Origin of the sequence: Micromonospora sp. ALFpr18c (assembly GCF_008868155.1) — a bacterium.
Taxonomy (GTDB): domain Bacteria; phylum Actinomycetota; class Actinomycetes; order Mycobacteriales; family Micromonosporaceae; genus Micromonospora.
Genome location: NZ_WBKR01000034.1, coordinates 1 through 25,780, shown reverse-complemented (window position 1 = coordinate 25,780; position 25,780 = coordinate 1). Strand labels below are relative to the sequence as shown.

The following is a 25,780-nucleotide window of genomic DNA, read 5'->3' as shown; positions in this document are numbered from 1 at the left end:
CCCTCCACGGAGGAAGCCACCATGCCTGTCAAGCGGACCAGCCCCAGGTCATCACAACTCTGGTCGAGTGCCGGGCTGCCTGTCCTGGGCGCGGTGCTGGCGGTCGCCCTCTGGTGGCTGGCCACCAGAGTCTTCAACATCGAGCCATTCTTCCTGCCTGCCCCACCCGATGTCGTCGACGCCTTCTTCCGGCTGCCCGCCTATCTACTCAGCGAAGCCTGGGTGACCTTCCTGGAGACGGTCACCGGCTTCGGCATCGCCGCGGCTGGCGGACTGGCCATCGCGATCGTGCTAGCCGCCTCCCGAACGATAGAACGGATGACCCTACCGCTCATAGCCGGAATCAACGCAGTACCGAAGGTCGCGCTCGCGCCTCTCCTGCTGGTCTGGATCGGGTTCGGAACCCAACCCAAGATCGTGATGGTCGTCCTGCTCTGCTTCTTCCCGATCCTGGTCTCCGCCATGGCCGGGCTCACCGCGACTCCGAGCGACCTGAGCGAGCTAGCCAGCTCGCTCGCCGCGTCATGGTGGCAAACCTTCGTGAAGGTCCGCCTTCCCTGGGCGCTGCCGCAGGTCTTCGTAGGTCTGAAGGTGGCGACCTCACTGGCCATCGTCGGGGCGATCATCGGTGAGGTCATCCAGCCTGACCGGGGTCTCGGTTCGGTCGTCGTCAGCTCCGGGCAGTCCGCCGACACCCCGCTCGCCTTCGCCGCGCTGACCCTGCTCGCCATCATGGGGGCCGGCCTGTTCTACCTCGTGGGGGCACTCGAGCGAATCCTCGTGCCGTGGGCCCGAGCGATCGCGTCATGACCGGCGCACAGACCTCTGGGAGCATGATGATCAACCTCAGTGAAGTGTCACGGTCGTTCAAGAGCCGGACCGGTACTGTCAAGGCACTAGAAAACATCAACCTAGACATCCGCGACGGCGAGTTCATGGCCGTGGTCGGCCGGTCCGGATGTGGCAAATCCACCCTACTGCGGCTCATCGCCGGACTAATCCCGCAGTCGGCGGGCGACGTCCGGGTCGACGGCGAGCCGGTAACCCGACCTCGCCGTGACGTTGCCATGATGTTCCAACGCCCAGCACTGCTGCCCTGGCGGACGGTCCTCAGCAACGTGCTGCTGCCAGTCGAGATATTCCGGTGGCACAGGTCAGAGCATCGCGATCACGCCATGCACCTGTTGGAAATGACCGGGCTTGACGGATTCGCCAAGCGCCTCCCCCACGAGCTCTCCGGTGGCATGCAGCAGCGGGTCTCGCTCTGCCGAGCGCTCATCCAGCGGCCGAAGGTCCTGTTGATGGACGAGCCGTTCTCCGCACTCGACGCGCTGACCAGGGAGGAGATGGCGACCGAGTTGCAGCGAATCCACATGGATCTCGGCACGACCGTCGTCTTCGTGACCCACTCCATCCAGGAGGCTGTCCTGCTAGCTGACCGGGTGGCGGTGCTGAGCGCCCGGCCCGGCCGGCTACGACAGCTCGTAGACATCGACATCCCACGGCCCCGCTCCTTCGGGCACAACGCCCACATGGACCAGGTCGCCGCCTGCTCCGCGGAACTGCACCAACTGCTACTTGGCAGCGACTCGCCGGAAAGAGTCGGGCCCACCGAGCTTGTCGTTTGAACTCGGTCACCGGCGGTTGGGGTGGTCGGTTGGGACGTTGGCGATGGTCGAGGGGTGGCGAGAGCGAGGCGGCCGAGGCGGCGGGCGGCCTGCTCCGGGCTGCGGGCGAACAGTTGGGCCCGTGCGAGGCGGAGCAGGTCGAAGAAGCCCAGTGCGGCCGAGGTCTCGGGTGGCACGCCTTGGCGCTGGCGTTCGTAGAGGTCCGCCAGCGGAGTCCGGCTGGCGATCTGGGCGCCCACGACGGCACCGGCGCTGGTGCCGATGATGACCGCCTCCGGCGCCACGGTCACCCCCTCGTCGGCGAGCCCGGCGAGAATGCCCACCTCCCAGGCGATGCCGGTCACTCCGCCGCCGCCGAGCACCCAGACGGCTCGTGCGTCGTCCGTCATCGGTCCTCCACCTGAGGCAGTCAACTGCTAACGGTGTTCGCAGTTTCAGGCCAGCAGGGGCGGCGGAGGGTTGACAACGGGTGCTCAGGGCTCGCGGCGCCCGAAGATGATCGCGCCGAGCTTGCTCTCCGGCGAAGTGAGAGTTGTCTCCGACTCGACCCGGAAGCCGCTCTCGCGCAGCCAGGCCGCCACCTGGGCCGGCTGGCGCCGATGCACGCGCACCTTCATCGGGTGGCCGCCGTACCCCTCGGTCTTGAGGGTCGTCTCGTCGCCCACGTGGAAACCGAGCAGCAGCGGGCCGCCGGGACGCACCACCCGCCGGAACTGGGCGAGGACCGCGCGGAGCCGATCGTCGGGGACGTGGATGAGCGAGTACCAGGCGATCAGGCCGGCGACCGAGCCGTCGGCCAGGTCGAGGTCGGTCATCGAGCCCACCTCGAACCTCAGGCCGGGGTGGTCGCGCCGCGCCACCGCGACCATGCCGGGGGAGAGATCGATCCCGAAGGCATTGAGGCCCAGCTCGTGCAGGTGGGCGGTGATGCGGCCCGGCCCGCAGCCCACGTCCACGACCGGACCGCCGCCCCCGGCGCGGACGAGATCGGCGAACAACGCCAGCGCCGCCCGTTCGTACGGTGCCTGCGCCAGCAGGTCGGTCACCAACTGGGCGTAACTGACCGCGACCTTGTCGTACGAGGTGCGGGTGTCGGCCAGCCAGTCGTCAACGTCCACGCCGTAAAGCTAGATCACCCCAAGTGGATGGTGTCCCGCGGCCCCTCAGGCGTAGATGTTCTTCGCGTACTCCGGGCCGTAGTGTCGCTCCAGGTCCTCCAGGCTCTCCACCGGCGCCTCGACCTCCTTGATCAGGCGGGCGCGGGTCGGCAGCGCGTCGGGCTGCCAGGTCTCCGGCTGCCACAGCGCGGAACGGAGGAACGCCTTCGCGCAGTGGTAGAAGATCTGTTCGATCTCCACCACGACGGCGAGCACCGGCCGGTGCCCCTTGACCACCATGTCGTCGAACCAGGGCGCGTCGCGTACGAGCCGGGCTCGCCCGTTGATCCGCAGCGTGTCGGTCCGGCCCGGGATCAGGAAGAGCAGCCCGACGTGCGGGTTGTCGAGGATGTTGCGGTAGCCGTCGGCCCGCTTGTTGCCGGGCCGCTCCGGCAGCGCGATGGTCGTGTCGTCCAGCACCAGCGCGAAGCCGGCCGGGTCGCCCTTGGGGGAGACGTCGCAACTGCCGTCGGCGCCGGCCGTGGCCACCAGGCAGAACGGCGCGGCGGCCAGCCACTGCCGGTCCCGCTCGTGCAGGCGGGGGCGATCCTTGTTGGCGGCCCGCGCGCCCGGCACCCCGAGCAGTTCGCGCAGCTCCTCATGCGAGGTGATCTCCACCGTCACGTTGATTCTCCCTCAGCCGTTGACCCGGTGGCGGGCACCACCGGTTCTCAGCCTAGGCCGCCGTGACCAGGGCGAGGTTTGTGCCTGGTTGCCGGGGGTACGGCCTCACCCGACACGCCCGCCGCACGAACCGTCCGCAGGAGCCAGTCAGCCAGTAAGCCGACCAGTGGAGGCCGGGAGATGGAGAGCCGACTCAAGGTGCTGGGTCACCCAGTCCATCCGATGCTGGTCATGTTCCCGGTCGCGCTGCTGGTCACCGCGGTGCTGTTCGACCTGGTCGACACGGTCGGCGGTCCCGACTTCCTCGCCGAGGTCGCGTACTGGAACATCACCGTCGGTCTGATCGGCGGCCTGCTCGCCGCGGTGGCCGGCTCGTTCGACCTGCTGGCGATACCGACCGGCACCCGCGCCAAGCGGGTCGGTCTGCTGCACGCGGCCGCCAACGTCGCGGTGATCCTGCTCTTCGCCGCCGTCTGGGCGGTCCGGCTCAACGCGGACTCCCGGGCCGCCGGCGGCGCGCTGATCGCCATCGAGCTGGTCGCGGTGGCGATCCTCGGCATCAGCGCCTGGCTCGGCGGCGAGCTGGTCGACCGGCTCGGTGTGGGCGTCGACCGGGATGCCGGCCTGGACGCCCCCAGCTCACTGCGGCCGACCACGGCCACCCGGCGGATCGGAGAGGTGTGATGAGCGAGCAGCAGAGCGGCGGTTTCGGCCGGGGATGGCGGGGCCGCCAGCAGGGCTGGGATCCGATGGGCGAGTTGCAGGCGTTGCGCGCCGAGCTGAGTCGCCTGGTCGGTGGCCGGGCCGGGGCGTCCGACGTCGATCTGAGCGAGACCTCCGACGGCTGGGAGGTCGTCGTCCGGCTGCCCGGTGTGGCACCGGAGGAGGTGGCGGTCGAGCTGGACGACCGGGAGCTGTGCGTGCGGGCCCGCTCCGAGGCCGAGGTCAACGCCGACCAGGGCATCCCGGGCGGCTTCGAGACCCGCGGCTTCGAATATCGGATCGACCTGCCGTCCCGAGTCGACCCGGAGGGCATCGACGCGGTGATGGACCACGGCCTGCTCCGCGTCCGGGTGCCCCGGGCGACGCGGCCCACGCCCCGCACCATCACCGTCGGCCGCACCGGGCCGCGTTCCGGCGGCTCTTTCGGGGGTACGCCGATGCCGGCCGATCCCGCGGCGGACCGGGAGATGCACCGCCCGGACACCGTCGGCGAGATCGACCGGCCGTAGCGGGCCGCGTGGTCACCCCGCCCCTGCTCGGCCCGACGGCCGGGTACGTCCCCGACGTGCGGCGGATTGCCGTGCTGCGCGCGAACGCGCTCGGCGATTTCATCTTCGCGCTGCCGGCGCTCGACGCGCTGCGTGCCGCGTACCCCTCGGCGGAGATCGTGTTGCTCGGTGCGCCGTGGCACGTGAAGCTCTGGCGCGACCGGCCCGGCCCGGTGGACCGGGTGCTGGTGGTGCCACCCGCGCCCGGCATCCGTACGCCCGAATCGGGTGAGCCCGAGTCGTCGATGGACGACTTCCTGGCGGCTGCCACCGGCGAGGGTTTCGACGTGGCGGTGCAGATCCACGGCGGTGGCGCCAACTCGAATCCGCTGGTGAGCCGGCTCGGCGCACGGGTGACCGTCGGCCTGCGCGCCGACGACGCGCCCCCTTTGGACCGGTGTCTGCGCTACGTCTACTACCAGCACGAGGTGATCCGCTACCTGGAGGTGGTGGGCCTGGTGGGTGCACCGGCGACCACCATCGTGCCGGCGTTGGCGGTCACCGACGCCGACCGGGCCGAGGCGGCCCGGGTGCTCGGGCCGGCCGACCGGCCCCGGGTGGCGCTGCATCCGGGTGCCACCGACACCCGCCGCCGTTGGCCGGCCGAGCGTTTCGCCGAGGTGGCCCGTGCGCTGCACGGCGACGGGTACGAGGTGCTGGTGACCGGTACGCCCTCCGAGCAGGAGGTGGTGGACCGGGTCGTCGCTGCGGCGGGGGTGCCGGTCCGGCCGCAGGTGGCCACGCTCAGCCTCGGCGGGCTGGTCGGCTGCTACGCCGACTGCGCGCTGGTCGTCTCCAACGACACCGGCCCGGTGCACCTGGCCGCCGCCGTGGGTACGCCCACGGTGGGCATCTTCTGGGTCGGCAACCTGATCACCACGGCGAATCCGTTGCGGGGCCGGCACCGGCCGATCAGCTCGTGGATGGTGCACTGCCCGGTCTGCGGGGTGGACTGCACGCCGGGCATCTATCCGCACCGGCCCGGCGACGGCGAGTGCCCGCACCGCGACTCGTTCGTCACCGACGTGCCGGTGGTCGAAGTCCTGGAAGCCGCCCGCGAACTGCTCAACCCGTAGGTCAGGCCGGCTGCGGGGTGTCCTCGTCGGCGAGGACGACCTCCCACGCCTCCACGTCCCGGGCGGTGACCGTGGTGGGGGACTCCAGGTGGTACGCGCCGCTGGGCAGGATGCCCGCCCCGCCGTGCCGGGCCAGCACGGCGAGCTGGGCGGCGACGTCCTCGCCCTGGTGGTTCTCCTGCACCCGCCGCCAGAAGTCGAAACCGCCGGAGTCGACGAGCTTCGCCCGGTCGTAGAGCACACACCCACCGATCCAGGAGACCTTGTACGCGCGCCAGGCATCGGGCGGCAGCGCCGCCTGTGCGGTGACGTGCAGCAGGTTGGCCGCCGAGTGGATCCGGGCCCGGTTCCACTCCGGTGTCCCCGGCCGGATCCGCTCCGGGGTGGGCCGGCCGTCCCACTCCTCGTAGTGCCCGTGTGTCTCCGGCCGTACGTCGTCGACGTACGAGAGGCCGTGCACGCCGTTGCCGACGAACCCGCAGCCCAGCTCCTCGATCGCGGTGACCAGCCGGTGCAGCGCCCCCGGCTCCAGCCAGACGTCGTCGTCGAGGCTGAGCACGTACCGGGCGGCCGAGGCGGCGAGCAGGTACGCCCGGTGTTCGGCCAACCCGCGCCGGGGCAGCCGGCGGGTCAGCAGCACCGGGTGACCCCGGTGGCGCAACGCCCGGGCCATGGTCGCCGCGGCCGGGTGCGCGTACGCCGGCTCGGCGTCGGACTGGTCGCTGACCACCACCCCGAAACCGGGCACCCCCTCCTGGGCGGCGAGCCCGGCGAGGGTGACCGCCAGTTCGGCCGGCCGGTTACGGGTCGGGATCAGCACGTCGACCAGCCGTTCGGTACGGAAGCCCGCTGGCGTGTCGAGGTCGAGGGGGCGGTTCACGACGCCCGGGTGCGGGTGCTCAGCGACGGGTCGTTCTCCCGGGCCGGGTCGTTCTCCCGGGTCGGCTCGGTCTCCCGGTCCTGGGTGTGGGACCGGATCCGGTCGATGATCGCCGACGTGGACCGGTCCGGCACGTACCCCAGGGTGCGCACCTGGCCGCCCAGCCGGCGCACCAGCGGCGCCTCCGGCACCAGCTCAGGTGGATAGTCGCCGCCCTTGACGTACACGTCGGGGCGGACGGCCTCGATCAGCGCGGCGGGTGAGTCCTCCTCGAAGACCACCACGTGGTCCACACAGGACAGCGCGGCGAGCAGGGCACCGCGGTCCTCGACCGGGTTGACCGGCCGGTCCGGGCCCTTGAGGCGACGTACGCTGCCGTCCGAGTTGACCGCGACGATGAGCAGGTCGCCCAGGGCGCGGGCCTGTTCCAGGTAGCGGACGTGACCCCGGTGCAGCACGTCGAAACAGCCGTTGGTGAACACCACCGAACGCCCCGCGTCGCGGTGCTCGGCGACGAGCGCCTCCAACTCGTCGGTGCCGACCAGCGACGGGTGCCCGATCGTCTCCGCCGGCAGGTCGAGCGCGGTCAGCAGATCCTCGCGCCGGCACACGCAGGTGCCGGTGTCGGACACCGTGCTGGTGGCCGCCAGTTGGGCGAGCTGGGCGGCGGTGGGCAGCGGGGCGTCGGCGGCCAGGGCCAGCGTCATCGCCGCCAGGTAGGCGTCGCCGGCACCCACGGCGTGGCTCGCCGGGACCGGTGTGCTGTGGCTGCGCCGCGGCTCCCCGTCGGCGCCGCCGACCACCGCACCCTCGGTGTCCAGGGTCACCGCGACCACGTCCGCCCCGGTGTGCGCGCGCAGCTCGGCCAGGCGTGACTCGGCCAGGACGGCCCGGTCGACACCCGCACCGGCCTCGGTGTTCACGGTGACGCCGGTGCCGGTGACGCTGAGCCCGTCGCCGGTGAGGGCCACTCGGCCCTCGCCGGGCGTGGGTTCGCCGACCGGCCCGGGGCGATCGTCGGCGCGGGCCCCGCCCGGGGCGGCGCCGACACTCAGTTCGGACGGACCGTCGGCCGGGTCGATGTCGGGGTGTTCCAGGTGCAGGCCGGTGTCGGCCGTCGGCCGGGTCGCACCGCCGGCGCGGGCCAGCAGCCGGGTCGCCTCGGCGAAGCTGGGGGTGACCACGGTGGGCGCGAGGCCCCGCCAGTCGGCCAGGTCGTGGGCGTCCAGTGCGACCGTGGCGTACCGCTCCCGCTGCTCGACCAGCCAGGCGCGCACCGGCGCGGGCAGCGCGCCGAGGCCGTAGTCGCAGACCACCAGGGTCGGCGCCTGCCCACCGGCGGCGGCCCGCAGCTCCTCGGTGGCGCAGGCCAGGGCGGTGAGCAGCCGGGTCACCCCGTCCGGGTCGAGCGCGTCGTCCGCGTCGCCGGAGTCCTCCCGGAGCAGGATCTGGTTACCCGCCAGCATCCGCCGCTTCACCGGGGTGGGCCGGCCCGGCTGGTTGACCGTACGGTCCCAGACGCCGGCCCGGTCCAGACAGTCGTGTAGTTCATCGCCGGCCACGTCCGCACCGACCGGTGCCACCAGCACCGCCCGACCGCCGAGGGCGGCGACGTTGACTGCGGTGTTCGCGGCCCCACCGGCGGCGGAGATCCGCCGGCGCAGGGTGAGGACCGGGGCGGGCGCCTCCCGGCACAGCCGGTCGGAGTCGGCGAACCGCCACTCGTCCAACATGGCGTCGCCGACGATCAGGACTGGGCGTCCGAGCCAGCTCTCCACGACGGTCGCGAGCCGGCGCTGTTCCGCTGCTGCTCCTGCCATGCCTCCCCGGGTCCCCAGCGGCCCTCGGGACAAACCTGCCCGCTGCTCGGCCCGGAAGCCCCCGCTGGGCTGTTTCGGGCGTTCGAGGTCGGGAAGGGAACTCTGGTACCCCCGGAAAGGAGACGTACCGACATGGCACCGACACTGCAGGGCAAGCGGATCGCCTTCCTGGCCGCCGACGGCGTCGAGGAGGTCGAGTACGTCCAGCCGCGCGAGGCGGTCGAGGACGCCGGCGCGACGGTCGAGCTGGTCTCGCTCAAGCCCGGCTCCATCCAGTCCTTCAACCACCTGGACAAGTCCAGGACGTACGACGTGGACGTCACCGCGGACAAGGCGGACGCGGGCGGCTACGACGCGCTGGTGCTGCCGGGCGGGATGGCGACGACCTCCCCGCCTTCTGCGCCCAGATCACGAAATCCTTCGCAACCTCCTAACCCCACCCCGGTGATCAAGAGGTTTGCGTCATGACACGCCGTGCGGGATGACGCAAACCTCTTGATCAACCCTGCGTGGGCGGTGGGAGGTTTTTTTCGGTTCGGCGCATGTTTCGGGGCTCGCGGGATAGATGGGCACATGACCACCGAAGCCTCCGCAGCGCCGGTGCTGAATCGCCAGCAGATCCGGCTGCTCATGTTCGGCCTGATGACCGGCATGCTGTTGGCCGCACTCGACCAGACCATCGTCGGTACGGCCCTGCCCACCATCGTCGGCGAGCTGGGCGGGATCAACCACTACTCGTGGGTGGTCACCGCGTACCTGCTCGCCTCGACGGCGTCGACGCCGCTGTACGGCAAGATGGCCGACCTGTACGGGCGCCGCCCGGTGTTCCTGTTCTCGATCGGCACGTTCCTGGTCGGGTCGCTGTTGGCGGGGTTGTCGCAGAACATGACCCAGCTGATCGTCACGCGGGGCATCCAGGGCCTCGGTGCCGGTGGTCTGCTGACGTTGGCGTTCACGATCATCTCGGATGTCGTGTCACCTCGGGAGCGTGGCCGCTACCAGGGGCTGTTCGGTGCCGTTTTCGGGATCTCGTCGGTGGCCGGTCCGCTGGTCGGTGGTTACTTCGCGGAGACCGACTGGCGGTGGATCTTCTACATCAACGTGCCGCTGGCGATCCTCGCCATCGTGGTCTGTTACCACGTGATGCGGCTGATCCCGTTCGAGCGCCGTGACCACGCGATCGACTGGCTCGGCGCGGGACTGCTGGTGGCCGGGGTGAGCTGTCTGCTGCTCGCGTTGAGCTGGGGCGGCAACGAGTACCCGTGGGGCTCCGGGGTGATCATCGGCCTCTTGGTGGCGGGTGCCGTGCTGGCCGTCCTGTTCGTGCTCCAGGAGGCCCGGGTCGCCGAACCGATCCTGCCGCTGCGGCTGTTCCGCAGCGCCACGTTCGCGCTCGCCAACTCGGCCGGCTTCGTGCTCGGTCTGGTGATGTTCGGTTCGATCATCTTCATCCCGCTGTACCTGCAGATCGTGAAGGGCGCCTCGCCGACCCGGAGCGGTCTGCTGATGCTGCCGATGATGGCCGGCATCATCGTCACCTCGATCCTGACCGGGCGGGCGATGAGCCGGATCGGGCGGTACAAGTGGTTCCCGGTGGTCGGGTCGGCGACCCTGGTGGTGGGCATGCTGCTGTTCACCCGACTGCAGGTGGGCACGTCGCTCTGGGTGGCGTTCGGCTTCATGGTGGTGATCGGCGTCGGCCTGGGTCTGTGCATGCAGTCGCTGGTCCTCGCGGTGCAGAACGCGGTCTCCGTGCGGGACCTGGGCGCCGGCACGTCCTCGGCGACCTTCTTCCGGTCGCTGGGGGGTTCGTTCGGGGTGGCGATCCTCGGTACGCTGCTGTCGTCGCGGCTCAACTCGCAGTTGGCCGACCGGCTGCCCGGAGCGATCGCCCAGCTGCCCCCGGAGCAGCGGGCAGCGGTCGCCGCCGGCGGCGGCACGAACATCTCCATCAACGACCCGGCGACCATCATGGCGCTGCCCGGTGCCGTCCGGGCCGCCATCCAGGCGTCGTTCGTCGAATCACTGCACCTGGTCTTCCTGACCGCCGGCCTGATCGCCATCGTGGCGGTGCTGGTCACGGTGACGATGCCCAACAGCACGCTGCGGGGCGCGGGGCCGGAGGGCGCCACCGGTGGTGCCGACCCGCTCGGCGGTAAGGCCGCCGCGCCGGGCGGTAAGCCGTTGAACCGCGAGTCCAAGGAAGAGGCCGCCGCGGACATGGAGTCCAAGTCCCAGACGATGATCTGACCGCGTCGACGTCGGCCGCCCCGGACCAGTTCCGAGGCGGCCGGCGTCATCCGGCCACGAGGCGCAGGGGCTGCGAGTGCTGGCTGGTGAGGCGGTCCAGCGCGGCGGAGGTCGCCGCGTCGGCGGGCAGGTGGACGATCAGCCGCTGGTCGTCGTCGGGGAGTTCGAGGATCTCGTACGCCAGCCGGAGCATGCCCGCCTCGGGATGGGCCAGACGGACGATGCCGCTGGCCTTCGGCAGGCTGGGGACCGTGTCGACGCGACGGGTGAACGCGTCGCCCGCGGTGACGGTCAACTCGTCAGCCAGGGCGGCCATCGGCGGATATGCCCGAAACGGCCCCTGCTTGAGGGTGGCGACCTGCTCGTCGGCGACGTGGTCCCAGTCGGGGTACGCGCCCCGTGCCCGGGAGTCGCTGAGGACGAACCGGGCGAGGTTGGGCTGTGTCGCGTCCAGCAACCCGATCGGTCCGACCAGCCGGACGAAGCCGGCGGTGTGGGCGAGGATGTCGCTCAGCTGGTTGAGCAGCACCGCCGGTGTCGGACCGAGACGGTCGAGCAGGGCCTGCACGGTCGGACGTACCGTGCGCTCCGGCGTGGTGTCGCCCCGGCAGTTGAAGCCGGGATCGGCCCCCTTGCTGAGGCGGTACAGGTGAACGCGTTCGGTGCGGGTCAACCGGAGTGCGGTGGCGAGGGCGGCGAGCACCTGCGGAGACGGTCGACGGTCACGGCCCTGTTCGAGTCTCGTGACGTACTCCACGCTCACGTCGGCGAGGGCCGCCACCTCGGAGCGGCGTAGCCCGGTGGTGCGCCGGCGCGACCCGGAGGGCAGCCCCACCTCGGCCGGAGTCACCGCTTCTCGGCGGACGCGCAGGAACAGTCCGAGTTCGTTGTCGCTCACCATCCGAACGTAACAACGCCGGCCATTCCGATGGTGTCCCTGCCACTACCAGCCTCACAGCGGCCTCCCTGGGTGCCGTCGAGCTGACGACGGTTGGGGACGGCGCTCGACAGCGGTCGAGCGCACATCGATGGTCGGCAGGAGCTGAAATCATGAGTCGTACGGTTGTCGTCGTCGGCGGCGGTTACGGGGGCGCGGCGGTCGCCAAGGCGCTCCAGGACGAGGCCGACGTCGTCCTCATCGACCCTCGGGACGCGTTCGTCAACGTGGCGGGATCGCTGCGGGCGCTGACCCGGCCCGACTGGGCCGGCAACATGTTCTTTCCCTTCGACACGCTGCTCACGCGGGGGACGGTGATCCGCGACCGAGCGGTCTCGGTGGATCCCGACGGCGTCACGCTGGCCTCGGGCCGGCGCGTCGCGGCGGACTATCTGGTCCTCGCGACCGGTTCCAGTTACGCCTACCCGGCCAGACTCAACGCCGACTCCGTCGACGAGGCACTCGACGACCTGCGCCAGACCCACAAGGAGCTGGCCAGCGCCGAGCGGGTGCTGATCCTCGGTGCCGGGCCGGTCGGGTTGGAGCTGGCCGGTGAGATCAAGGACGTCTGGCCGGACAAGCACGTCACCATCGTCGATCCGGCCGAGCGGCTGCTGCCCGACTTCAAGTCGGAGATGCGCGACGACCTGCACCGGCAGCTCGATGAGCTGGGCATCCAGGTGCGGCTGGGCACCGGCCTGACCGCACCGCCGACGACCGAGGCCAGTCGGGCCGGGACCTTCACGGCCACCACCACCGGGGGTGAGGAGATCACTGCCGACATCTGGTTCCGTGCCTTCGGCCTGCGTGTCAACAGCGACTACCTCACCGACGGCCGGCTCACCACGCTCACGCCGCAGGGGCAGGTGTCCGTCACCGAGACCCTCAACGTCCACGGGCCCGACGGCATCCTCGGCCACGTCTACGCGATCGGCGACCTCACCGATGTCGCCGAGGACAAGATGGCGGCGTACGCGTTGCGACACGCCGAGGTCGTGGCGCAGAACATCACCGCGCACCTGCGTGGCGAGCAGGTCGCGGCCACCTACCGACCGATGCCCGACCCCATGATCCTGATTCCACTCGGGTCGCGTCGCGGTGTCGGCCAGATGCCCACGCCGGACGGCCCGGCCGTCGTTCCCGCCGCGACGGTTTCCGAGTACAAGGGTGTCGACCTGTTCACCGGGCGCTTCACCGAACAGTTCGGCCCCACGGCTGCCTGAGCAGACCGACCGGCTGACGGCGATTCTGACGCGCCCGTCGTGCGGATCGATGCGCAGGCAGGCCGGCGCGCCGTACCACTACGGTGAAACCGGAGCCGTCCTGGCAGTGTGACTACTCCCCGTTCGTCTGCGTGAACATCTCCGGTCCGGTGCCGGCGGGCGGCTCGGCCGAGCCGCTGGACATCTACCTCGGCCGGCCGGCCGACCCGGCCCTCCGGAGCCGGACCTACTTCAGGATCAGACGGTTGGTCTGCTCGAAGACGTCCAGGTCGGCCAGGGTCTCGGCGACGGAGGCGGAGAGCGGGCTGGGGAACCGGTCGCGGGGGAAGAAGCCCGCGTCGGTGGTCTCGTCGGTGGTCCGGGTCAGTTGTCCGTCCCACTCCTCCACCTTGAACGCCGTGGTGAAGACCTGGTAGGTGTGCCCGTACATGTTGGTGCTGGTCCGGTCCGGCCCGGTGTAGAGGGCGAACGCGCAGACCCGCAGTGCCCGCAGCCCGGTCTCCTCGCGGACCTCGCGCACCGCGCAGTCGGCGATCGACTCGCCCAGTTCCATCGCCCCGGCGGGCATGGCCCACTGGCCGTTGTCGGAGCGTTGGATCAGCAGGGTGCGGCCGGCGTTGTCGCTGACCACGGCGCGGGCACCGACGAACATCAGCGTTCGGTCGCCGGCGAGCGCGCGTAACTGCCCCACGTACGAGTCGGCCCAGGAGATGCTCACCTGCGACAATTTACGGGGGTTCCCAACGTGTGACCGGCGACACTAGCTTGTTACCCATGCGTAGCACGATGATGGACGCCCCTCTGCAGGTCTCCCGGATCCTCGACCATGGCGCCACCGTGCACGGCACGGCCGAGGTGGTCACCTGGACCGGCGCGGAACCCCGGCGGATGACGTACGCCGAGGTGGGCCGGGCCGCCGCCCGGCTGGCACACGCACTGCGGGACGAGTGCGGGGTGACCGGCGACGAGCGGGTCGCCACCTTCATGTGGAACAACAACGAGCACCTGGTCGCCTACTTCGCGGTGCCGAGCATGGGCGCGGTGCTGCACACGCTCAACATCCGGCTCTTCCCCGACCAGGTCGTCTACATCGCCAACCACGCCGAGGACCGGGTGGTGCTGGTCGACAGCACCCTCATCCCGCTGCTGGCCCGGGTGATCGGCGAGCTGACCACGGTGCGGCACGTGGTGGTCGTCGGCGGTGGCGATCCGGCGCCGCTGGTGGCGGCGGCCGGCGACCGGATCACCGTGCACCACTGGGACGCGCTGCTCGCCGACCGTCCCGACGTGTACGACTGGCCCGCGGTGGACGAGCACGACGCGGCGGCGCTCTGCTACACCTCCGGCACCACCGGCCACCCGAAGGGTGTGGCGTACTCGCACCGGTCGATCTACCTGCACTCGTTGCAGGTCTGCATGCCGGAGGGCTTCGGCCTCGAGCCGACCGACCGGGAGTTGGCGATCGTGCCGATGTTCCACGCCATGTCGTGGGGCCTGCCGTACGCGGCGTTCCTCTCCGGCGCGTCGCTGATCATGCCGGACCGTTTCCTCCAGGCCGCGCCGATCGCCGAGATGATCGCCGCCGAGCGACCCACCCTGGCCGGCGCGGTGCCGACGATCTGGACCGACCTGCTGGCCTACCTGGACGGCCACGAGGTGGACACATCGTCGCTCACCGAGGTGATCGTGGGTGGGTCGGCCTGTCCGCCGGCGCTGATGCACGCGTTCGACGAGCGGCACGGGATCGACGTCATCCACGCCTGGGGGATGACCGAGATGTCGCCGTTGGGGTCGGTCTCCCGCCCGCCGGCCGGCGTGAGTGGCGAAGAGGCGTGGCGCTACCGCTACACGCAGGGCCGCGTGCCGGCGGGCGTGCAGGCGCGGATCGTCGGCCCGCTGGGTGAGCCGTTGCCCGCCGACGGCACGGCCGTGGGCGAGTTGGAGGTCCGTGGGCCGTGGGTGACCGCGCGGTACGTCGGTGACGACGTCGGAGACGAGGAAAGGTTCCGCGACGGTTGGCTGCGTACGGGGGATGTGGGCACCCTCTCCCCGGACGGGTACATCACGCTGACCGACCGCGCCAAGGACGTCATCAAGTCCGGCGGTGAGTGGATCTCGTCGGTGGAGTTGGAGAACGCGCTGATGGGCCACCCGGCGGTGTTGGAGGCGTGCGTGGTGGGTGTGCCGGACGAGCGGTGGGACGAGCGGCCCCTGGCGACCGTGGTGGTCCGGGAGGGTGCCTCGGTGACCGCCGAGGAGTTGCGTGACTTCCTGGCCGGTTCGGTGGCCCGCTGGCAGTTGCCCGAGCGGTGGGCGTTCATCGACGCGGTGCCGAAGACCAGCGTCGGCAAGTTCGACAAGAAGGTCGTCCGTTCGCGGTACGCCGAGGGCGAGCTGACTGTCCGGGAGCTGACAGCCCCGTAACGTCTTTCCGGGCACCGTCGCCTGTTGGGTGAGGGATTACTCCTGACGTTCCTCCCCCCAGGGGGCGGCCCCGGCGTTCGCACCGCGCCGGGGCCGCCCGCTTCACGCGGGGCGACCCGCACAGTCATTGTTGCGAAACTTGTTCGCCTCTGTCCTGATGACGGGGAAATCGGGCCTGATGACGGGGAAATCGGGTGCTGAGCGACCCGATCAGGCGTCGCTGGTGCTGATCAGCACCTTGCCCACCGCCGAGTCCTCCACCGCCTGGTGCGCGGCGGCCGTCTCGGCCAGCGGGTAGCGGTGCAGCGGCAGACCGGCGTCCGCCCCGACACGCACCCAACCCTGGTTGGCGGCGGCCGCGACGTCGATCACGCCCTGCGCCTTCGCCGCCTTCGGTTCCGTGTAGACGAGCACGAACTGCCAGCGGGCGTTCACCACGTACAGCGGGCGGATCGGGATCGTCACGTCGGTCCCGCCGTCGTCGGCGTACACGCAGACCGCGCCGCCGTTACGGAGCACCTGCGCGTCCGCCGCCGCGTTCCGCGCCGGAGAGACCTCCACGATCGTGTGGACCCCGTCGGGAGCGATCTTGTGGACCTCCTCGACCACGTCCTCCTCCCGGTAGTTGATCACGTAGGAGGCGCCGGCCGCCGCCGCGAGCTGCGCCTTCTCCGCACTGCTCACCGTGGCGATCACCGTGGCGTCGGCCCAGCGGGCGAGCTGGATCGCCGCGTTGCCGACCGCACCCGCCCCACCCTGCACCAGCACGGTGTGATCGGTCAGCGCACCGGCGCGCAGCGCGTCCGGCATGAACTCACCAGCCGTCAGGCAGCGGTGCGCGGTGAGGAACGGAATGCCCAGGCTGGCCCCCACCTCGAACGACGCGTCGCCCAGCGGCACCGCCTGCCGGACCGGCACCAGCGTGTACTCCGCGCTGGTGCCCCACGGCCGCTGCCAGGCCGCCTCCCAGATCCAGACCCGCTCGCCGATCAGCTCACGGTCGACCCCCTCGCCGACCGCCTCGATCACACCCGCGCCGTCCTGCCCGGGGATCTGCCAGCCGTCCGGTGCGAAGGCCCGGCGCGACTTCCAGTCGGTCGGGTTCACCCCGGAGACCGCCATCCGGATCAACACCTCGCCCGCTCCGGGCTCCGGCACCGGCCGGTCGACCAGCTCCAGCACCGAAGGGTCGCCGGTGCGTTCGTACACGACGGCTTTCATCCGTGATCTCCTCACACGCAGGGCGTCCGGCCGGGCACCGCGGCTGCGGTACCCGGCTCAGCGCGCGTCAACCCAGGTCGTCCACCAGCTGCGGGGTCAGCTCACCGATCGCGCTCAGCGACACCACGGCCAGGCCCGCGGCGTCCGGGTCGAGGGGGTACGACCCGTGCGGCACCGCGACCACCCGCATCCCCGCCGCCGAGGCGGACCGGACCCCGTTCGACGAGTCCTCCACGGCCACGCAGCGGGCCGGGTCGACGCCGAGGCGCCGCGCGACGTCCAGGTAGACGTCGGGCGCCGGCTTGCCGCGCTCGGTCTGCTCGGTGGACAGGGTCGTCACGAACGCGTCGGTCAGGCCGGTGGCGGTCAGCGCCGCCGCGATCAGCCGGGTCGGCGACGAGCTGGCCAACCCCAGCGGCCACCGCGCGGCCAGCCGGCGCACCACGTCGTCGGCGCCGTCGATCAGGGGTACGTGGTCGCGGTAGCGCCGGGTCATCTCCTCGACCACCTCGTCGGCGACCTGCGCGGCGGTGCGGTCCACGCCCAGCTCACCGCTTAGATAGTGCGCCCACTCGCCGGTGCTCATGCCCATCAACCGGCGCTGCGTGTCGGGCTGCCAGGTGCCGCCGTGCGCCGCCACGTACGCCCGCCGGACCTCCTCCCACACCGGTTCGGAATCCACGATCACGCCGTCCAGGTCGAAGACCACCGCATCCACCACGGGCCCCATCCTGCCCGAACCGGAGGCGTCCGGTCAGCCGGGCAGCGCGGGCAGCCCGATCGGGCTGCCCGCCGGGATCAGCGTGTGGCAGGTCCGGGCGATCGGCTCCAGCAGCTCCCGGAGCCGATCGGTGCCGGACGGGCCGAGGGCCTGCCACGGGTGCGCGGCGGCCTGGTCGGTGGCGTCCTCGACCGCCTGGAAGGCGACCCGCCCGTGGTCGGTGGCCGCTCCGTCCGGTGTCAACCAGCCCCGCTGCGACAGCCGCTCGCGGGCGGCGTGCCACTGCTCCTCCGACCAGCCCCGGCCCAGCAGATACTCCGGCGCCGTGCCGTCCAACGCGACCCGCCACGCCAGCGTCTCCACCGGGTCCAGGTCGGCGGCGACCAGCGCCGCCACGTGCCCGTCGCCCCGGTGCTCGCGCAGCGTGGTGGCGGCCTGCCACATCCGGGCGAGGGGGTACTCCCCGGTCGGCAGCGCCGCGTTGACCGCGCCGAGCACCCGGCCAGCCGTCCGCGCCGCCCCGGCGGCCTTCTCCAGCAGGTCGGCGGCCTCCGCCAGGTGCGTCTCCGGCAGCTCGTAGGTCAGCTCGGCGAGGGCCTGCACCGCACCGGTCAGCCGGGCGCGCAGCGCCTCCTGCGGAGTGGCCAGCCGCCAGACCGCCGGCAGCGCCCGGGTCACCATCGGCGGCGCGAAGGTGAAGAAGGTGGCGATCACCGGGGCCGCCTCGGTCGCGCCCAGCGGTGCGGCCCGACCGGCGAAGTAGCCCCGCCAGTAGCCGCGCAGCCCGACCGCCTCGTACGCGGCCCGAGCCCGGGGGTGGAAGTAGGTGACCGCGTGCACCGGCTCGAAGTGCGTCCACATCAACCGAGCGGTCCGCCCGGGCTCGTCCAGCGCCGTCACGTGCACCTCCGGGTCCTGCGTCCGCATGGTCACCCCGGACGGGGGGCCGCCCGGGGTGTCGCCGAACCTACTGCCGGAGGGTGACGGGCCGGAAGCCTCATGTGAACAACTCCATCGCGTCCCGGCGACAACCAGGACGATCCGGGCAGGTCACTGGGCGGCGAGCACGTCCACCACGAAGCGCAGCGGGCCTTCGGGATAACCGCTAGCGGCGGCGTCCTTGCCGTACGCCAACTCGCCCGGAATGTCGAGCTGCACCCGGCTGCCCACGGTCACGCCAACCAGCCCCTGGTCCCAGCCGGGGATGACCTGACCCACACCGATCGGGAAGGAGGCCGGCCGCCCGGCGTTCCAGGAGGAGTCGAACTCCTTGCCGTCCTTGTAGAAGACGCCGACGTAGTTGGTGGTGATGGACTGACCCTTCTTCACCGCCGCGCCGGTCCCCTTGATCACCGGGGTGACGGTGAGCTTCTTCAGCTCACCCGTGCCCGCCTTCACCGCCGGCTTGCTGCCCAGCGCCGGGTCGGCCCCCTCGGGCAGCTGCGGCGCGGGGGGCGCGGTCGGGGCGTCCGGGGCCGGGGCGGAGGCGGACGGGGTCGCGCCGGCCTGGGTCGCGGGCTTGTCCTCCCGGTTCTTGTCGACGATCACGAAGACCGTGATCAGCAGCGCCATCACGGCAACGCCGGCGGCACCGCCGATCCACGCGTTGCGGCGTCGCTTCGCCTCGGCGGCCTTCTGCGCCGCCAGCTGGGCGGCCAGCCGCCGCCCCGCCTTCGTCGCCGGGCTCTGGCCCTCCGACCGGTTCTGCTGCGTGCGCTCGCTCACGTCGTCGACTCCCTGCTGCGAAGGTGTGGCCGGCACGCGGTGCCGGGGGGAAAGCCGACGCACACGGTACCCGCCCGGCGGCCTGCTGTGCCCGCCCCGGATGCAACGGATCGCCGAGTGACGCTGTCCGCGACGGTTATTCCGGGACGACCATGAAGTCGGTCACGAACGAGGTGACCCGGCCGTCGGCCGTCCGCCCGATCCAGGTGCCGTAGCAGCCGTCGCCCCACCCGGTGGACACGGTGACGACGTTCGCGCCGGTGGCCTCGTCCAGCACCACCGTGATCAGCCCCGGAACGGGCGAGGCGGGCGTCTCGGCCGGGATGAACACCTCTTCCACCCGGTCGTACTCCCACGCCTCCAGGGCGGTGAGCGCCGTCGGATCGGCCAGGGTGCCCGCGCCGGCGTCCACCCCGTACCCGAAGTAGTCGTCGGCGCCGAGCGCGGCGACGTCCTGGTCGCCGACGACGGCCGGCTCCCAGCGGACCGTCGGCTCGTCGGAGACGACCAGTTCCAGCGCGGCGACCCGCCGGTCCACCTCGGCGTCCTCCCGGAGCACCGCGGCCACCCAGGCCCGGGCGGGATGCCGCCCCGGGGGCACGGTGACCGTGAACGGTTCGGCCTCCGGCCGCACCAGCGGATCACACCCCACCACCTGGCCGGTCGGCAGCACGATGTCGCCCACCGGGTGGACCTCGATGAGGTACGCGCCGTGCTGATCCGTGAAGCGGGCACCGGGCGTCAACAACCGGCCCAGGTCAGGGGTGTACGGCATGAGGGCTCCTCCGGTGGCCACTGGCCGGCGGAGCGTACCCGGTCCGGCGGACACCGTCGGTGCCGCGTACGGTCAGGCGCTCTTGCGGGGTGCGGTCTTGCGGGCGGCCGTCTTCTTCGCCGGCTCCGTCTTCTTCGCGGCCGTCTTCTTCTCGGTCGTCTTCTTCGCCGCGGTCTTCTTCGCGGGTGCCTTGGCCGTCTTCTTCTCGGCCGCCTTCTGCGCCGAGCGGGCCGACGAGATGGGCGTCGGTTCGCCGCCCCCGCCGCCGCCGGCGGGCTGCTCGCCGCGGGCCGCCCGGGCCCGGTCCACCGACGCCTTCAGTGCGGCCATCAGATCCACCGCCGCGGCCGGGGCCTCCTCGACCTCCTCCGGCTGGACGACCTCCCGACCCTCCACCTTGGCGTCGATGACCTCCTGCAACGCGGCCCGGTAGTCGTCGGTGAAGACGTCCGGCTCGAACTCGCCGGTCATCGAGTCGATCAGCGAGCTGGCCATGGCCAGCTCGGGTGGGCGCACCTTGAGGTCCTCGTCGAGGAACCCGAAATCGGGGGTACGGATCTCGTCGGGCCAGAGCATGGTGTTGAGCAGCAGCACGCCCTCGCGTACTCGCAGCGTGGCGAGCTGCTCGCGTTGGCGCAGGGCCACCTTGACGATGGCGACCCGCTCCGAGTCGATCAGCGCGTCGCGCAGCAGCACGTACGGCTTGGTTGCGGTGCCCTCCGGCTCCAGGAAGTACGCCTTGTTGTAGAGGATCGGGTCGACCTGCTCGGCCGGCACGAACTCCAGCACGTCGATCGCACGGGAGCTGGTCAGCGGCAGATCGGCGAAGTCCTCGTCGGTGAGGATCACCATCTCACCGCCGCCGATGTCGTAGCCCTTGGCGATGTCGTCGTAGGTGACCTCCTCGCCGCAGACCGAGCAGGTGCGCTTGTAGCGGATCCGGCCGCCGTCCTCACGGTGCACCTGGTGGAACCGGATGTCCTTCTCCTCGGTCGCGGAGTAGAGCTTCACCCCGATCGAGACGAGCCCGAACGACACGGCTCCTTTCCAGATGGCACGCATCCTGCGCTCCCTTCCCCGGTATCGACCATGCTCGCATCCGAAAGAACATGACGCGAGGTGTTCGGCCTGCTACTACAGTCGGGTCGTGTCCGGCGCGCCGCTCAAGCCGATGCTCGCGATGACCGGGCCGCTCCCGGCCGGTGCCGGCTGGGCGTACGAGTTCAAGTGGGACGGGGTCCGCGCGCTCGCCGACATCTCCGGCGGCGGCCAGCACCTGTACGCCCGCTCCGGCGTGGAGATCACCGCCGCGTACCCCGAGCTGGCCACGCTCAACGAGCAGGTCGACGACGCGCTGCTCGACGGCGAGGTGGTGCTGCTCGGGGAGGGTGGGCAGCCGTCGTTCACGGCCCTGGCGGAGCGGATGCACGTGCGGGACCGCAACAAGGCGGCCCGGCTGGCGGCGGTCATGCCGGTGACGTACATGATCTTCGACCTGCTGCGGTTCAACGGCGACGACCTGACCGGCTGGCCGTATGAGCGCCGCCGCGCGGCCCTGGACGCCCTCGCTCTCGGCGGTGTCCGGTGGGCGGTGCCCCCGGTCTTCTCGGACGGCCCGGCCACCTACGAGGCGGCCGGCGAACACGGCCTGGAGGGGGTGATGGCCAAGCGGGTCGGTGCCGTCTACCGCCCGGGGGTGCGCTCGCCGGACTGGGTAAAGGTCAAGTTGGAGGTGACCGGAGACTTCGTCATCGGCGGCTGGCGGCCGGGCGCGCGCCGGATCGGCGGGCTGTTGGTCGGGGTTCCCGGCCCGGACGGCCGGCTGATCTACCGGGGTCGGGTCGGCGGCGGAATCGGCGCGGCCATCGAACGGGCGCTCCTCACCGAGCTGGAACCGCTGCGCTCCGGCGTGTCACCGTTCGCGTCGGGCGTGCCGCGCGAGGATGCCCGGGGCGCCATCTGGGTAGCACCCCGGGTGGTGGTGGAGGTGAAGTACGGCCAACGCACCCCGGACGGCCGGCTGCGCTTCCCCCGGGTGCTGCGGCTGCGTCCGGACAAGCCGCCGGAGGAGGTCGACGATGCCGGCTGAACGGCTGCGGGTGGACGTCGAGGGCCGCCCCCTGGAGCTGTCCAACCTGGACAAGGTGCTCTATCCGGCGGCCGGCTTCACCAAGGGTGAGGTGATCGACTACTACACCCGGATCTCCCCGGTGTTGCTGCCGCACCTGCGGGACCGGCCGGTGACCCGGATCCGCTTCCCCAACGGGGTGGACGACAAGTCGTTCTTCGAGAAGAACACGCCGGCCGCGACCCCGGACTGGGTGCGGGTGGAAAATCTGCCCGCCCCCGGCTCGACGAAGGGCCGGGAGACGATCGACTACGTGGTCGCCGACGATCTGCCCACCCTGGTCTGGCTGGCCAACCTGGCCGCGTTGGAGCTGCACACACCCCAGTGGAAGGTGGGCGAGCACCCGGACATGATGGTCGTCGACCTGGACCCGGGCCCGCCGGCCGGGCTCGCCGAGTGTTGCCCGGTGGCCGTCCTGATGCGCGACCGCCTCGCCGACGACGGCATCGATTCGTACCCGAAGACCTCCGGCAAGAAGGGCATGCAGCTCTGCTGCCCGATCGCCGGCACCCAACCGTCCGATCTCGTCTCCGACTACGCCCGGCGGATCGCCCAGGAGTTGGAGAATGCGCACCCGAAGCTGATCGTGTCGAAGATGGCGAAGAAGCTGCGCCCCGGCAAGGTCTTCATCGACTGGAGCCAGAACAACGCGGCGAAGACCACCGTGGCGCCCTATTCGCTGCGGGCCCAGGCGGTGCCGTCGGTGTCCACGCCGCTGACCTGGGACGAGGTCGAGGCCGGCGCCCACGGCCGCAGGCCAGCCGTCCGCCAGTTCACCGCCGCCGAGGTCCTGGACCGGGTCGACGAGTACGGCGACCTGCTCGCCCCGCTGCTCGACGGCGGCCCGGAGTTGCCGGCGCGCTGACGGCCGCCCGGCCCGACGTCCACGCCGAGATCTCGGCGACCGTCGGCGTCGCCGGGTCCTCGCCGGCCGGATGGTTCGCAAAGACCGGGTACGTGGCGACCCGATCGAAGGCGAGCGGCTTACCGGGGTGGTGGTGTGCGCCCGCCGACGCGGGGGTGGCCCCGGTCAGGCTGGCGGCAGCGACACCGGCCGCGGTGAGCGCGGTGAATGCTCTTCTGAGTGTCAAGGACTTCCTCCGTTAGGTCGTACCCGGACGGAGGCTGACAGCCGTTGGGGAGCATCAGCTTGCGGCGACGTGAACAGCGGGCGAAGCACGCAGCCGCCACCAGGCACCCACGACCAGGGCGAGCGTGATGACGGAGACCGCGACGTCGCCGGCGAGGGCCGCCGCCGGGCTCGCCGGGGAGTACGGCGGCACCAGGTACGCGAACGCGGCGGCGCTGACCACGCTCGCCGAGGCGGCCGCGAGCACGTGCCGCTGCCCCCAGTTCACGCCCGACGACCAGTGCCCGACCAGGCCACCGACGGCAGCCGCGAGCCCCAGGGCGATGGCCACTCCCGCCCAGCCGGGCGTGAGGTCGGTGAAGAGGTGGGCCAGGACGACCAGCAGACCCACCCACAGCGGATGCGGCACCCGGCGCGTGCGACGTGGTGCCCTCCGCCCTGCACCACCGACCGTGCGGCCCGGGCGTCGCCAGTGCGGCAGGAGGGCCGTCGTGACGAGTGCCAGGACCACCAGCGCGGCGACGGTCAGTTGGAGCGGGCTGGACAGGAAGTTCTTCCGGCCCTCGGGTGACGAGAAGACAAAGAGGCTGCCGAGCAGGTAGACCACCCCGACCACGACGAGCCCGGGGCGCGCCAGCCACGGCCGAAGCCGGCGCTCCGGTCCGAGGAACGACTCGACGAACGCGATCGGCGCGCAGATGGTCAGCAGGATGTGGTTGCCCACGTAGTCGAACGCCTGCCGCAGACTGAACCCGAGCCCCGGCACCAGCGACGCCTCGGCCGCCGCCCGGGTGTCCGCGTACTGCGTGTCGTCGAGGTAGCCGGGGTTGAACAGCGACTGGTCGACCAGGCCGGCCTGGAGCACACCGAACGCGGCGGCGAGCAGCACGATCGTCGGCCAGCCCGCACCGAGGCGGCGGGCGGTCTCCCGGATCAGGATCGCCGCCCCGCCGTACATCGGACCCAGGACGATCAGCACCGGGAGGAAGTCGTCGATGGCGAATCCACCCCACGAGCACTCGGCCGCCCATGGCGCGAGCAGCAGCAACGCGATCACCGGCAGGAGCCGCCGGCGCAGTGGCAGCCGGCCGGCGCCCACCGCACGGTCGGCGGAAGGTCGATCGGCGGTGACGGGGTCGGGTTCGGTCGGCATCGGCACTCCTCGGCGGCGTCTCGGGGGTCACCCGCACCGTGCGCGGGCCACCCGGTCACCCGATACGGCCATCGGCCGACGACCGGTGCGACCAAAGTCGTTGAGTAGGGTGGTGCCGACGTCGACCCGGGGAGCGTGGAGATGCGGCAGACCGTCACGGCCGATCTGGGTGGCCAACCCGTCGAGACTGAGCGCCCGCTGCTCAGCTACCGCGACGAGGCGACCGGGGAGCGCGTCGACCTGACCGCACAGCAGGTCGGTGCGTGGGCGGCGCGCAGCGCCAGCCTGCTGCGGGACGGCTGCGGGCTCGGCCCCGGCAGCCGCGTAGCGGTGCTGCTGCCTCCGCACTGGCGTACCGCCGTGGTGTTGTTGGGCGCGTGGGCCTCGGGCCTGGCGGTGTCGTTCCGGCCGCGCGCCACCGCGGGCCTGGCGGTGCTCGAACCGGGCGGCGACCGGCCGTTCGACGCAGTGTTCGTGACCCCCGAGCGGCAGGACGACTGGCTGGAGGACGTGCCGGACGCGACGCACCGCTACCTCGTCGGCACCGGCCCGGGGCGGCTGGCCGACGTGCCGTTGGGCTGGCTCGACTGGTCCGCCGAGGTGCTCCGCCACGGTGAGGCCACGCCCGACCACACCGCCATCCGCCCGTCGGACCCGGCCACCGCGGACGGCACCACCTACGGGCAGTGGGGTGCGCTCGCCCAGGAGTTCGCCGCGATGCTCAACCTGCGCGCCGGCGACCGGCTGCTGGTCGACGCCGCCGAGCACGAGCAGCCGCTGAAGTGGTTGCTCGCGCCGCTCTCCGCGGGCGCGTCCGTGGTCATCAGCGCCAACCTCCACCCGGCGCGGCGGGACGCGATCGTCGCTGCCGAACACGTGACCCGGGTGCTCTGACGCACGCCGGACGGCTCCACCACGTTGATCAAGAGGTTTGCGTCGCCGGAATGCTGATCGGTGACGCAAACCTCTTGATCATTTCCGAGAGGGCGCGTAGCGCTGGTGGTTGTGCCAGGGCGCGCCGTGAGCAGGGCGCGGTGTGGTCGGGCGGCAGGGCACACCGGTCGCCTCGGCGACGGTGTTGTCGAAGCATGACCCGACCCGGCCCATCGACTGGCGTACCTTCCAACGGGCGCAGGCCCGGGCGAAGTCGGCTGGTCAATCCCCTGGGATCGTGGAGGACTCAACCCGCTCAAGAATTCGAATGCCCTCTGATGAACCCGCTGCCCCTCAGGCCCGTTGTGTAAGTGTGCCACTTGACTGTGGCGCGCTCCATACCGATTGATTTACCTGGAAGGGGTCGGCGACACGTGAACTCCACGCACGATCAGCTCGTTGCATTTCAGGCAGCATCCCTCTGGTCGAGTGGCGAGCATGCGTATCAGACCGGAAAGTTGCAGTTGGCTGTTGATCTGGCGCATAACTGGGCAGTATTCGTGTATAATAACATAGTTGATATTTCTGAGGCACGCGCGCAGTGGGCGTCGGTACCCAATGCCGGTCAGCCCACGTGGGAGTCTGTGGCTTTTGACGCCTATGACTGGGTGGTAAAAGTTCGTGCATATCATGCAGGACTAGGCGAGAATCCTTATAAAGGACGATCCGCTTCGAATCCGGTTAGCAGATACGCTGCAGGACGGGGTGGTGGCCCCCGGGGCCGGGGGGCCACCACCCCGTCCT

24 protein-coding genes and 2 pseudogenes are annotated in these 25,780 nt (G+C 71.3%); 12 read left to right on the top strand and 14 right to left on the bottom strand.

Annotation, left to right across the window (positions count from 1 at the left end; genetic code table 11):
- Positions 1-21: 21 nt before the first annotated feature.
- Both F8271_RS09470 and F8271_RS09465 read left to right on the top strand, forming a co-directional pair.
- Positions 22-810 (top strand): ABC transporter permease, encoded by a 789-nt coding sequence (locus tag F8271_RS09470; protein ID WP_151489321.1) that lies wholly within the window; start codon positions 22-24, stop codon positions 808-810.
- 26 nt (positions 811-836) lie between these two features.
- Positions 837-1,628: an ABC transporter ATP-binding protein gene (locus F8271_RS09465; protein ID WP_151489327.1), complete on the top strand. Its 792-nt coding sequence runs from the start codon at positions 837-839 to the stop codon at positions 1,626-1,628.
- Positions 1,629-1,789: 161 nt separating this feature from the next.
- Here F8271_RS09465 and F8271_RS34120 read toward each other — a convergent pair.
- From F8271_RS34120 to F8271_RS09455, 3 genes and pseudogenes are all read right to left on the bottom strand, one after another.
- Positions 1,790-2,017 (bottom strand): annotated as a pseudogene (locus F8271_RS34120) (patatin-like phospholipase family protein); the annotation flags it as partial.
- 84 nt (positions 2,018-2,101) lie between these two features.
- Positions 2,102-2,746: a class I SAM-dependent methyltransferase gene (locus tag F8271_RS09460; RefSeq protein ID WP_151489320.1), complete on the bottom strand. Its 645-nt coding sequence runs from the start codon at positions 2,744-2,746 to the stop codon at positions 2,102-2,104.
- A 45-nt stretch (positions 2,747-2,791) separates the two neighbouring features.
- Positions 2,792-3,409, bottom strand: coding sequence for a pyridoxamine 5'-phosphate oxidase family protein (locus tag F8271_RS09455; RefSeq protein WP_151489319.1), 618 nt, complete (start codon positions 3,407-3,409; stop codon positions 2,792-2,794).
- 180 nt (positions 3,410-3,589) lie between these two features.
- On the opposite strand from F8271_RS09455, the gene F8271_RS09450 reads away from it, so the two are divergent.
- From F8271_RS09450 to F8271_RS09440, 3 genes are read left to right on the top strand one after another with little or no spacing between them, the layout of a single operon-like run.
- Positions 3,590-4,093: a DUF2231 domain-containing protein gene (locus F8271_RS09450; RefSeq protein WP_151489318.1), complete on the top strand. Its 504-nt coding sequence runs from the start codon at positions 3,590-3,592 to the stop codon at positions 4,091-4,093.
- Positions 4,093-4,641, top strand: a complete 549-nt coding sequence (locus F8271_RS09445; protein ID WP_151489317.1) for an Hsp20/alpha crystallin family protein — start codon at positions 4,093-4,095, stop codon at positions 4,639-4,641. The genes F8271_RS09450 and F8271_RS09445 overlap by 1 nt, the downstream gene beginning before the upstream one ends.
- A gap of 8 nt (positions 4,642-4,649) precedes the next feature.
- A complete protein-coding gene (locus F8271_RS09440; protein WP_151489316.1) occupies positions 4,650-5,756 on the top strand; it encodes a glycosyltransferase family 9 protein in 1,107 nt (368 codons plus the stop codon).
- Between the two features lies 1 nt (position 5,757).
- On the opposite strand, the gene F8271_RS09435 is transcribed toward F8271_RS09440, so the two are convergent.
- Positions 5,758-6,636 carry a glycosyltransferase family 2 protein gene (locus tag F8271_RS09435; protein WP_151489315.1) on the bottom strand — a complete coding sequence of 293 codons (879 nt, stop codon included), beginning with the start codon at positions 6,634-6,636 and terminating at the stop codon, positions 5,758-5,760.
- Positions 6,633-8,456: a D-glycero-beta-D-manno-heptose 1-phosphate adenylyltransferase gene (gene rfaE2 / locus F8271_RS09430; protein WP_225854313.1), complete on the bottom strand. Its 1,824-nt coding sequence runs from the start codon at positions 8,454-8,456 to the stop codon at positions 6,633-6,635. Before rfaE2 ends, F8271_RS09435 begins: the two co-directional genes overlap by 4 nt.
- Positions 8,457-8,588: 132 nt before the next feature.
- Between rfaE2 and F8271_RS09425 the strand changes: the two are divergent.
- A pseudogene (locus tag F8271_RS09425) lies at positions 8,589-8,837 on the top strand (DJ-1/PfpI family protein); the annotation flags it as partial.
- A 192-nt stretch (positions 8,838-9,029) separates the two neighbouring features.
- The gene (locus F8271_RS09420; RefSeq protein ID WP_151489314.1) at positions 9,030-10,706 is read left to right on the top strand and encodes an MDR family MFS transporter; all 1,677 of its coding nucleotides are present in this window, start codon (positions 9,030-9,032) and stop codon (positions 10,704-10,706) included.
- A gap of 46 nt (positions 10,707-10,752) precedes the next feature.
- On the opposite strand, the gene F8271_RS09415 is transcribed toward F8271_RS09420, so the two are convergent.
- On the bottom strand, positions 10,753-11,607 hold the full coding sequence (locus F8271_RS09415) for a helix-turn-helix transcriptional regulator (protein WP_225854311.1): 855 nt from the start codon (positions 11,605-11,607) through the stop codon (positions 10,753-10,755).
- A gap of 149 nt (positions 11,608-11,756) precedes the next feature.
- Between F8271_RS09415 and F8271_RS09410 the strand changes: the two genes are divergently transcribed.
- Positions 11,757-12,866: an NAD(P)/FAD-dependent oxidoreductase gene (locus tag F8271_RS09410; protein WP_151489312.1), complete on the top strand. Its 1,110-nt coding sequence runs from the start codon at positions 11,757-11,759 to the stop codon at positions 12,864-12,866.
- A 226-nt stretch (positions 12,867-13,092) separates the two neighbouring features.
- Here the strand turns inward: F8271_RS09410 and F8271_RS09405 are convergent, their stop codons facing one another.
- Complete coding sequence (locus F8271_RS09405) at positions 13,093-13,584, bottom strand: NUDIX domain-containing protein (RefSeq protein WP_151489311.1); 492 nt, start codon at positions 13,582-13,584, stop codon at positions 13,093-13,095.
- Positions 13,585-13,655: 71 nt separating this feature from the next.
- On the opposite strand from F8271_RS09405, the gene F8271_RS09400 reads away from it, so the two are divergent.
- Entirely contained in the window at positions 13,656-15,290 is a 1,635-nt protein-coding gene (locus F8271_RS09400; protein ID WP_192580210.1) for a fatty acid--CoA ligase, read from the top strand.
- 210 nt (positions 15,291-15,500) lie between these two features.
- On the opposite strand, the gene F8271_RS09395 is transcribed toward F8271_RS09400, so the two are convergent.
- The 6 genes from F8271_RS09395 to F8271_RS09370 all read right to left on the bottom strand — a co-directional run bounded on the left by F8271_RS09395 (position 15,501) and on the right by F8271_RS09370 (position 20,794).
- Positions 15,501-16,511, bottom strand: coding sequence for an NADPH:quinone reductase (locus F8271_RS09395; RefSeq protein WP_151489309.1), 1,011 nt, complete (start codon positions 16,509-16,511; stop codon positions 15,501-15,503).
- Positions 16,512-16,578: 67 nt separating this feature from the next.
- On the bottom strand, positions 16,579-17,232 hold the full coding sequence (locus tag F8271_RS09390) for an HAD family phosphatase (RefSeq protein WP_151489308.1): 654 nt from the start codon (positions 17,230-17,232) through the stop codon (positions 16,579-16,581).
- Between the two features lie 33 nt (positions 17,233-17,265).
- On the bottom strand, positions 17,266-18,093 hold the full coding sequence (locus tag F8271_RS09385; RefSeq protein WP_151489326.1) for a hypothetical protein: 828 nt from the start codon (positions 18,091-18,093) through the stop codon (positions 17,266-17,268).
- A 189-nt stretch (positions 18,094-18,282) separates the two neighbouring features.
- On the bottom strand, positions 18,283-18,993 hold the full coding sequence (locus tag F8271_RS09380) for an FKBP-type peptidyl-prolyl cis-trans isomerase (protein ID WP_151489307.1): 711 nt from the start codon (positions 18,991-18,993) through the stop codon (positions 18,283-18,285).
- 100 nt (positions 18,994-19,093) lie between these two features.
- On the bottom strand, positions 19,094-19,732 hold the full coding sequence (locus F8271_RS09375; protein ID WP_151489306.1) for a DUF4241 domain-containing protein: 639 nt from the start codon (positions 19,730-19,732) through the stop codon (positions 19,094-19,096).
- A gap of 72 nt (positions 19,733-19,804) precedes the next feature.
- The gene (locus F8271_RS09370) at positions 19,805-20,794 is read right to left on the bottom strand and encodes a Ku protein (RefSeq protein WP_151489305.1); all 990 of its coding nucleotides are present in this window, start codon (positions 20,792-20,794) and stop codon (positions 19,805-19,807) included.
- A gap of 85 nt (positions 20,795-20,879) precedes the next feature.
- Here F8271_RS09370 and ligD (F8271_RS09365) point away from each other — a divergent pair, with 85 nt between their 5' ends.
- Together ligD (F8271_RS09365) and ligD (F8271_RS09360) are read left to right on the top strand one after the other, a co-directional pair.
- Positions 20,880-21,821: a non-homologous end-joining DNA ligase gene (gene ligD, locus F8271_RS09365; RefSeq protein WP_151489304.1), complete on the top strand. Its 942-nt coding sequence runs from the start codon at positions 20,880-20,882 to the stop codon at positions 21,819-21,821.
- Positions 21,811-22,725, top strand: a complete 915-nt coding sequence (ligD, locus tag F8271_RS09360; protein WP_151489303.1) for a non-homologous end-joining DNA ligase — start codon at positions 21,811-21,813, stop codon at positions 22,723-22,725. Before ligD (F8271_RS09365) ends, ligD (F8271_RS09360) begins: the two co-directional genes overlap by 11 nt.
- A 280-nt stretch (positions 22,726-23,005) precedes the next feature.
- On the opposite strand, the gene F8271_RS09350 is transcribed toward ligD (F8271_RS09360), so the two are convergent.
- The gene (locus F8271_RS09350; RefSeq protein WP_192580209.1) at positions 23,006-24,103 is read right to left on the bottom strand and encodes a hypothetical protein; all 1,098 of its coding nucleotides are present in this window, start codon (positions 24,101-24,103) and stop codon (positions 23,006-23,008) included.
- A 141-nt stretch (positions 24,104-24,244) separates the two neighbouring features.
- Here F8271_RS09350 and F8271_RS09345 point away from each other — a divergent pair, with 141 nt between their 5' ends.
- Positions 24,245-24,997, top strand: coding sequence for a TIGR03089 family protein (locus F8271_RS09345; protein ID WP_151489302.1), 753 nt, complete (start codon positions 24,245-24,247; stop codon positions 24,995-24,997).
- Positions 24,998-25,780 lie beyond the last annotated feature (783 nt).

Coding starts and splice junctions, on each gene's coding strand:
- F8271_RS09420 (WP_151489314.1), top strand. CDS start 9,030: ATGACCACCGAAGCCTCCGCAGCGCCGGTGCTGAATCGCCAGCAGATC.
- F8271_RS09345 (WP_151489302.1), top strand. CDS start 24,245: ATGCGGCAGACCGTCACGGCCGATCTGGGTGGCCAACCCGTCGAGACT.
- F8271_RS09450 (WP_151489318.1), top strand. CDS start 3,590: ATGGAGAGCCGACTCAAGGTGCTGGGTCACCCAGTCCATCCGATGCTG.
- F8271_RS09350 (WP_192580209.1), bottom strand. CDS start 24,103: ATGCCGACCGAACCCGACCCCGTCACCGCCGATCGACCTTCCGCCGAC.
- F8271_RS09385 (WP_151489326.1), bottom strand. CDS start 18,093: ATGTGGACGCACTTCGAGCCGGTGCACGCGGTCACCTACTTCCACCCC.
- F8271_RS09370 (WP_151489305.1), bottom strand. CDS start 20,794: ATGCGTGCCATCTGGAAAGGAGCCGTGTCGTTCGGGCTCGTCTCGATC.
- F8271_RS09415 (WP_225854311.1), bottom strand. CDS start 11,607: ATGGTGAGCGACAACGAACTCGGACTGTTCCTGCGCGTCCGCCGAGAA.
- F8271_RS09410 (WP_151489312.1), top strand. CDS start 11,757: ATGAGTCGTACGGTTGTCGTCGTCGGCGGCGGTTACGGGGGCGCGGCG.
- F8271_RS09395 (WP_151489309.1), bottom strand. CDS start 16,511: ATGAAAGCCGTCGTGTACGAACGCACCGGCGACCCTTCGGTGCTGGAG.
- F8271_RS09400 (WP_192580210.1), top strand. CDS start 13,656: ATGGACGCCCCTCTGCAGGTCTCCCGGATCCTCGACCATGGCGCCACC.
- ligD (WP_151489303.1), top strand. CDS start 21,811: ATGCCGGCTGAACGGCTGCGGGTGGACGTCGAGGGCCGCCCCCTGGAG.
- F8271_RS09375 (WP_151489306.1), bottom strand. CDS start 19,732: ATGCCGTACACCCCTGACCTGGGCCGGTTGTTGACGCCCGGTGCCCGC.
- rfaE2 (WP_225854313.1), bottom strand. CDS start 8,456: ATGGCAGGAGCAGCAGCGGAACAGCGCCGGCTCGCGACCGTCGTGGAG.
- F8271_RS09470 (WP_151489321.1), top strand. CDS start 22: ATGCCTGTCAAGCGGACCAGCCCCAGGTCATCACAACTCTGGTCGAGT.
- F8271_RS09445 (WP_151489317.1), top strand. CDS start 4,093: ATGAGCGAGCAGCAGAGCGGCGGTTTCGGCCGGGGATGGCGGGGCCGC.
- F8271_RS09465 (WP_151489327.1), top strand. CDS start 837: ATGATCAACCTCAGTGAAGTGTCACGGTCGTTCAAGAGCCGGACCGGT.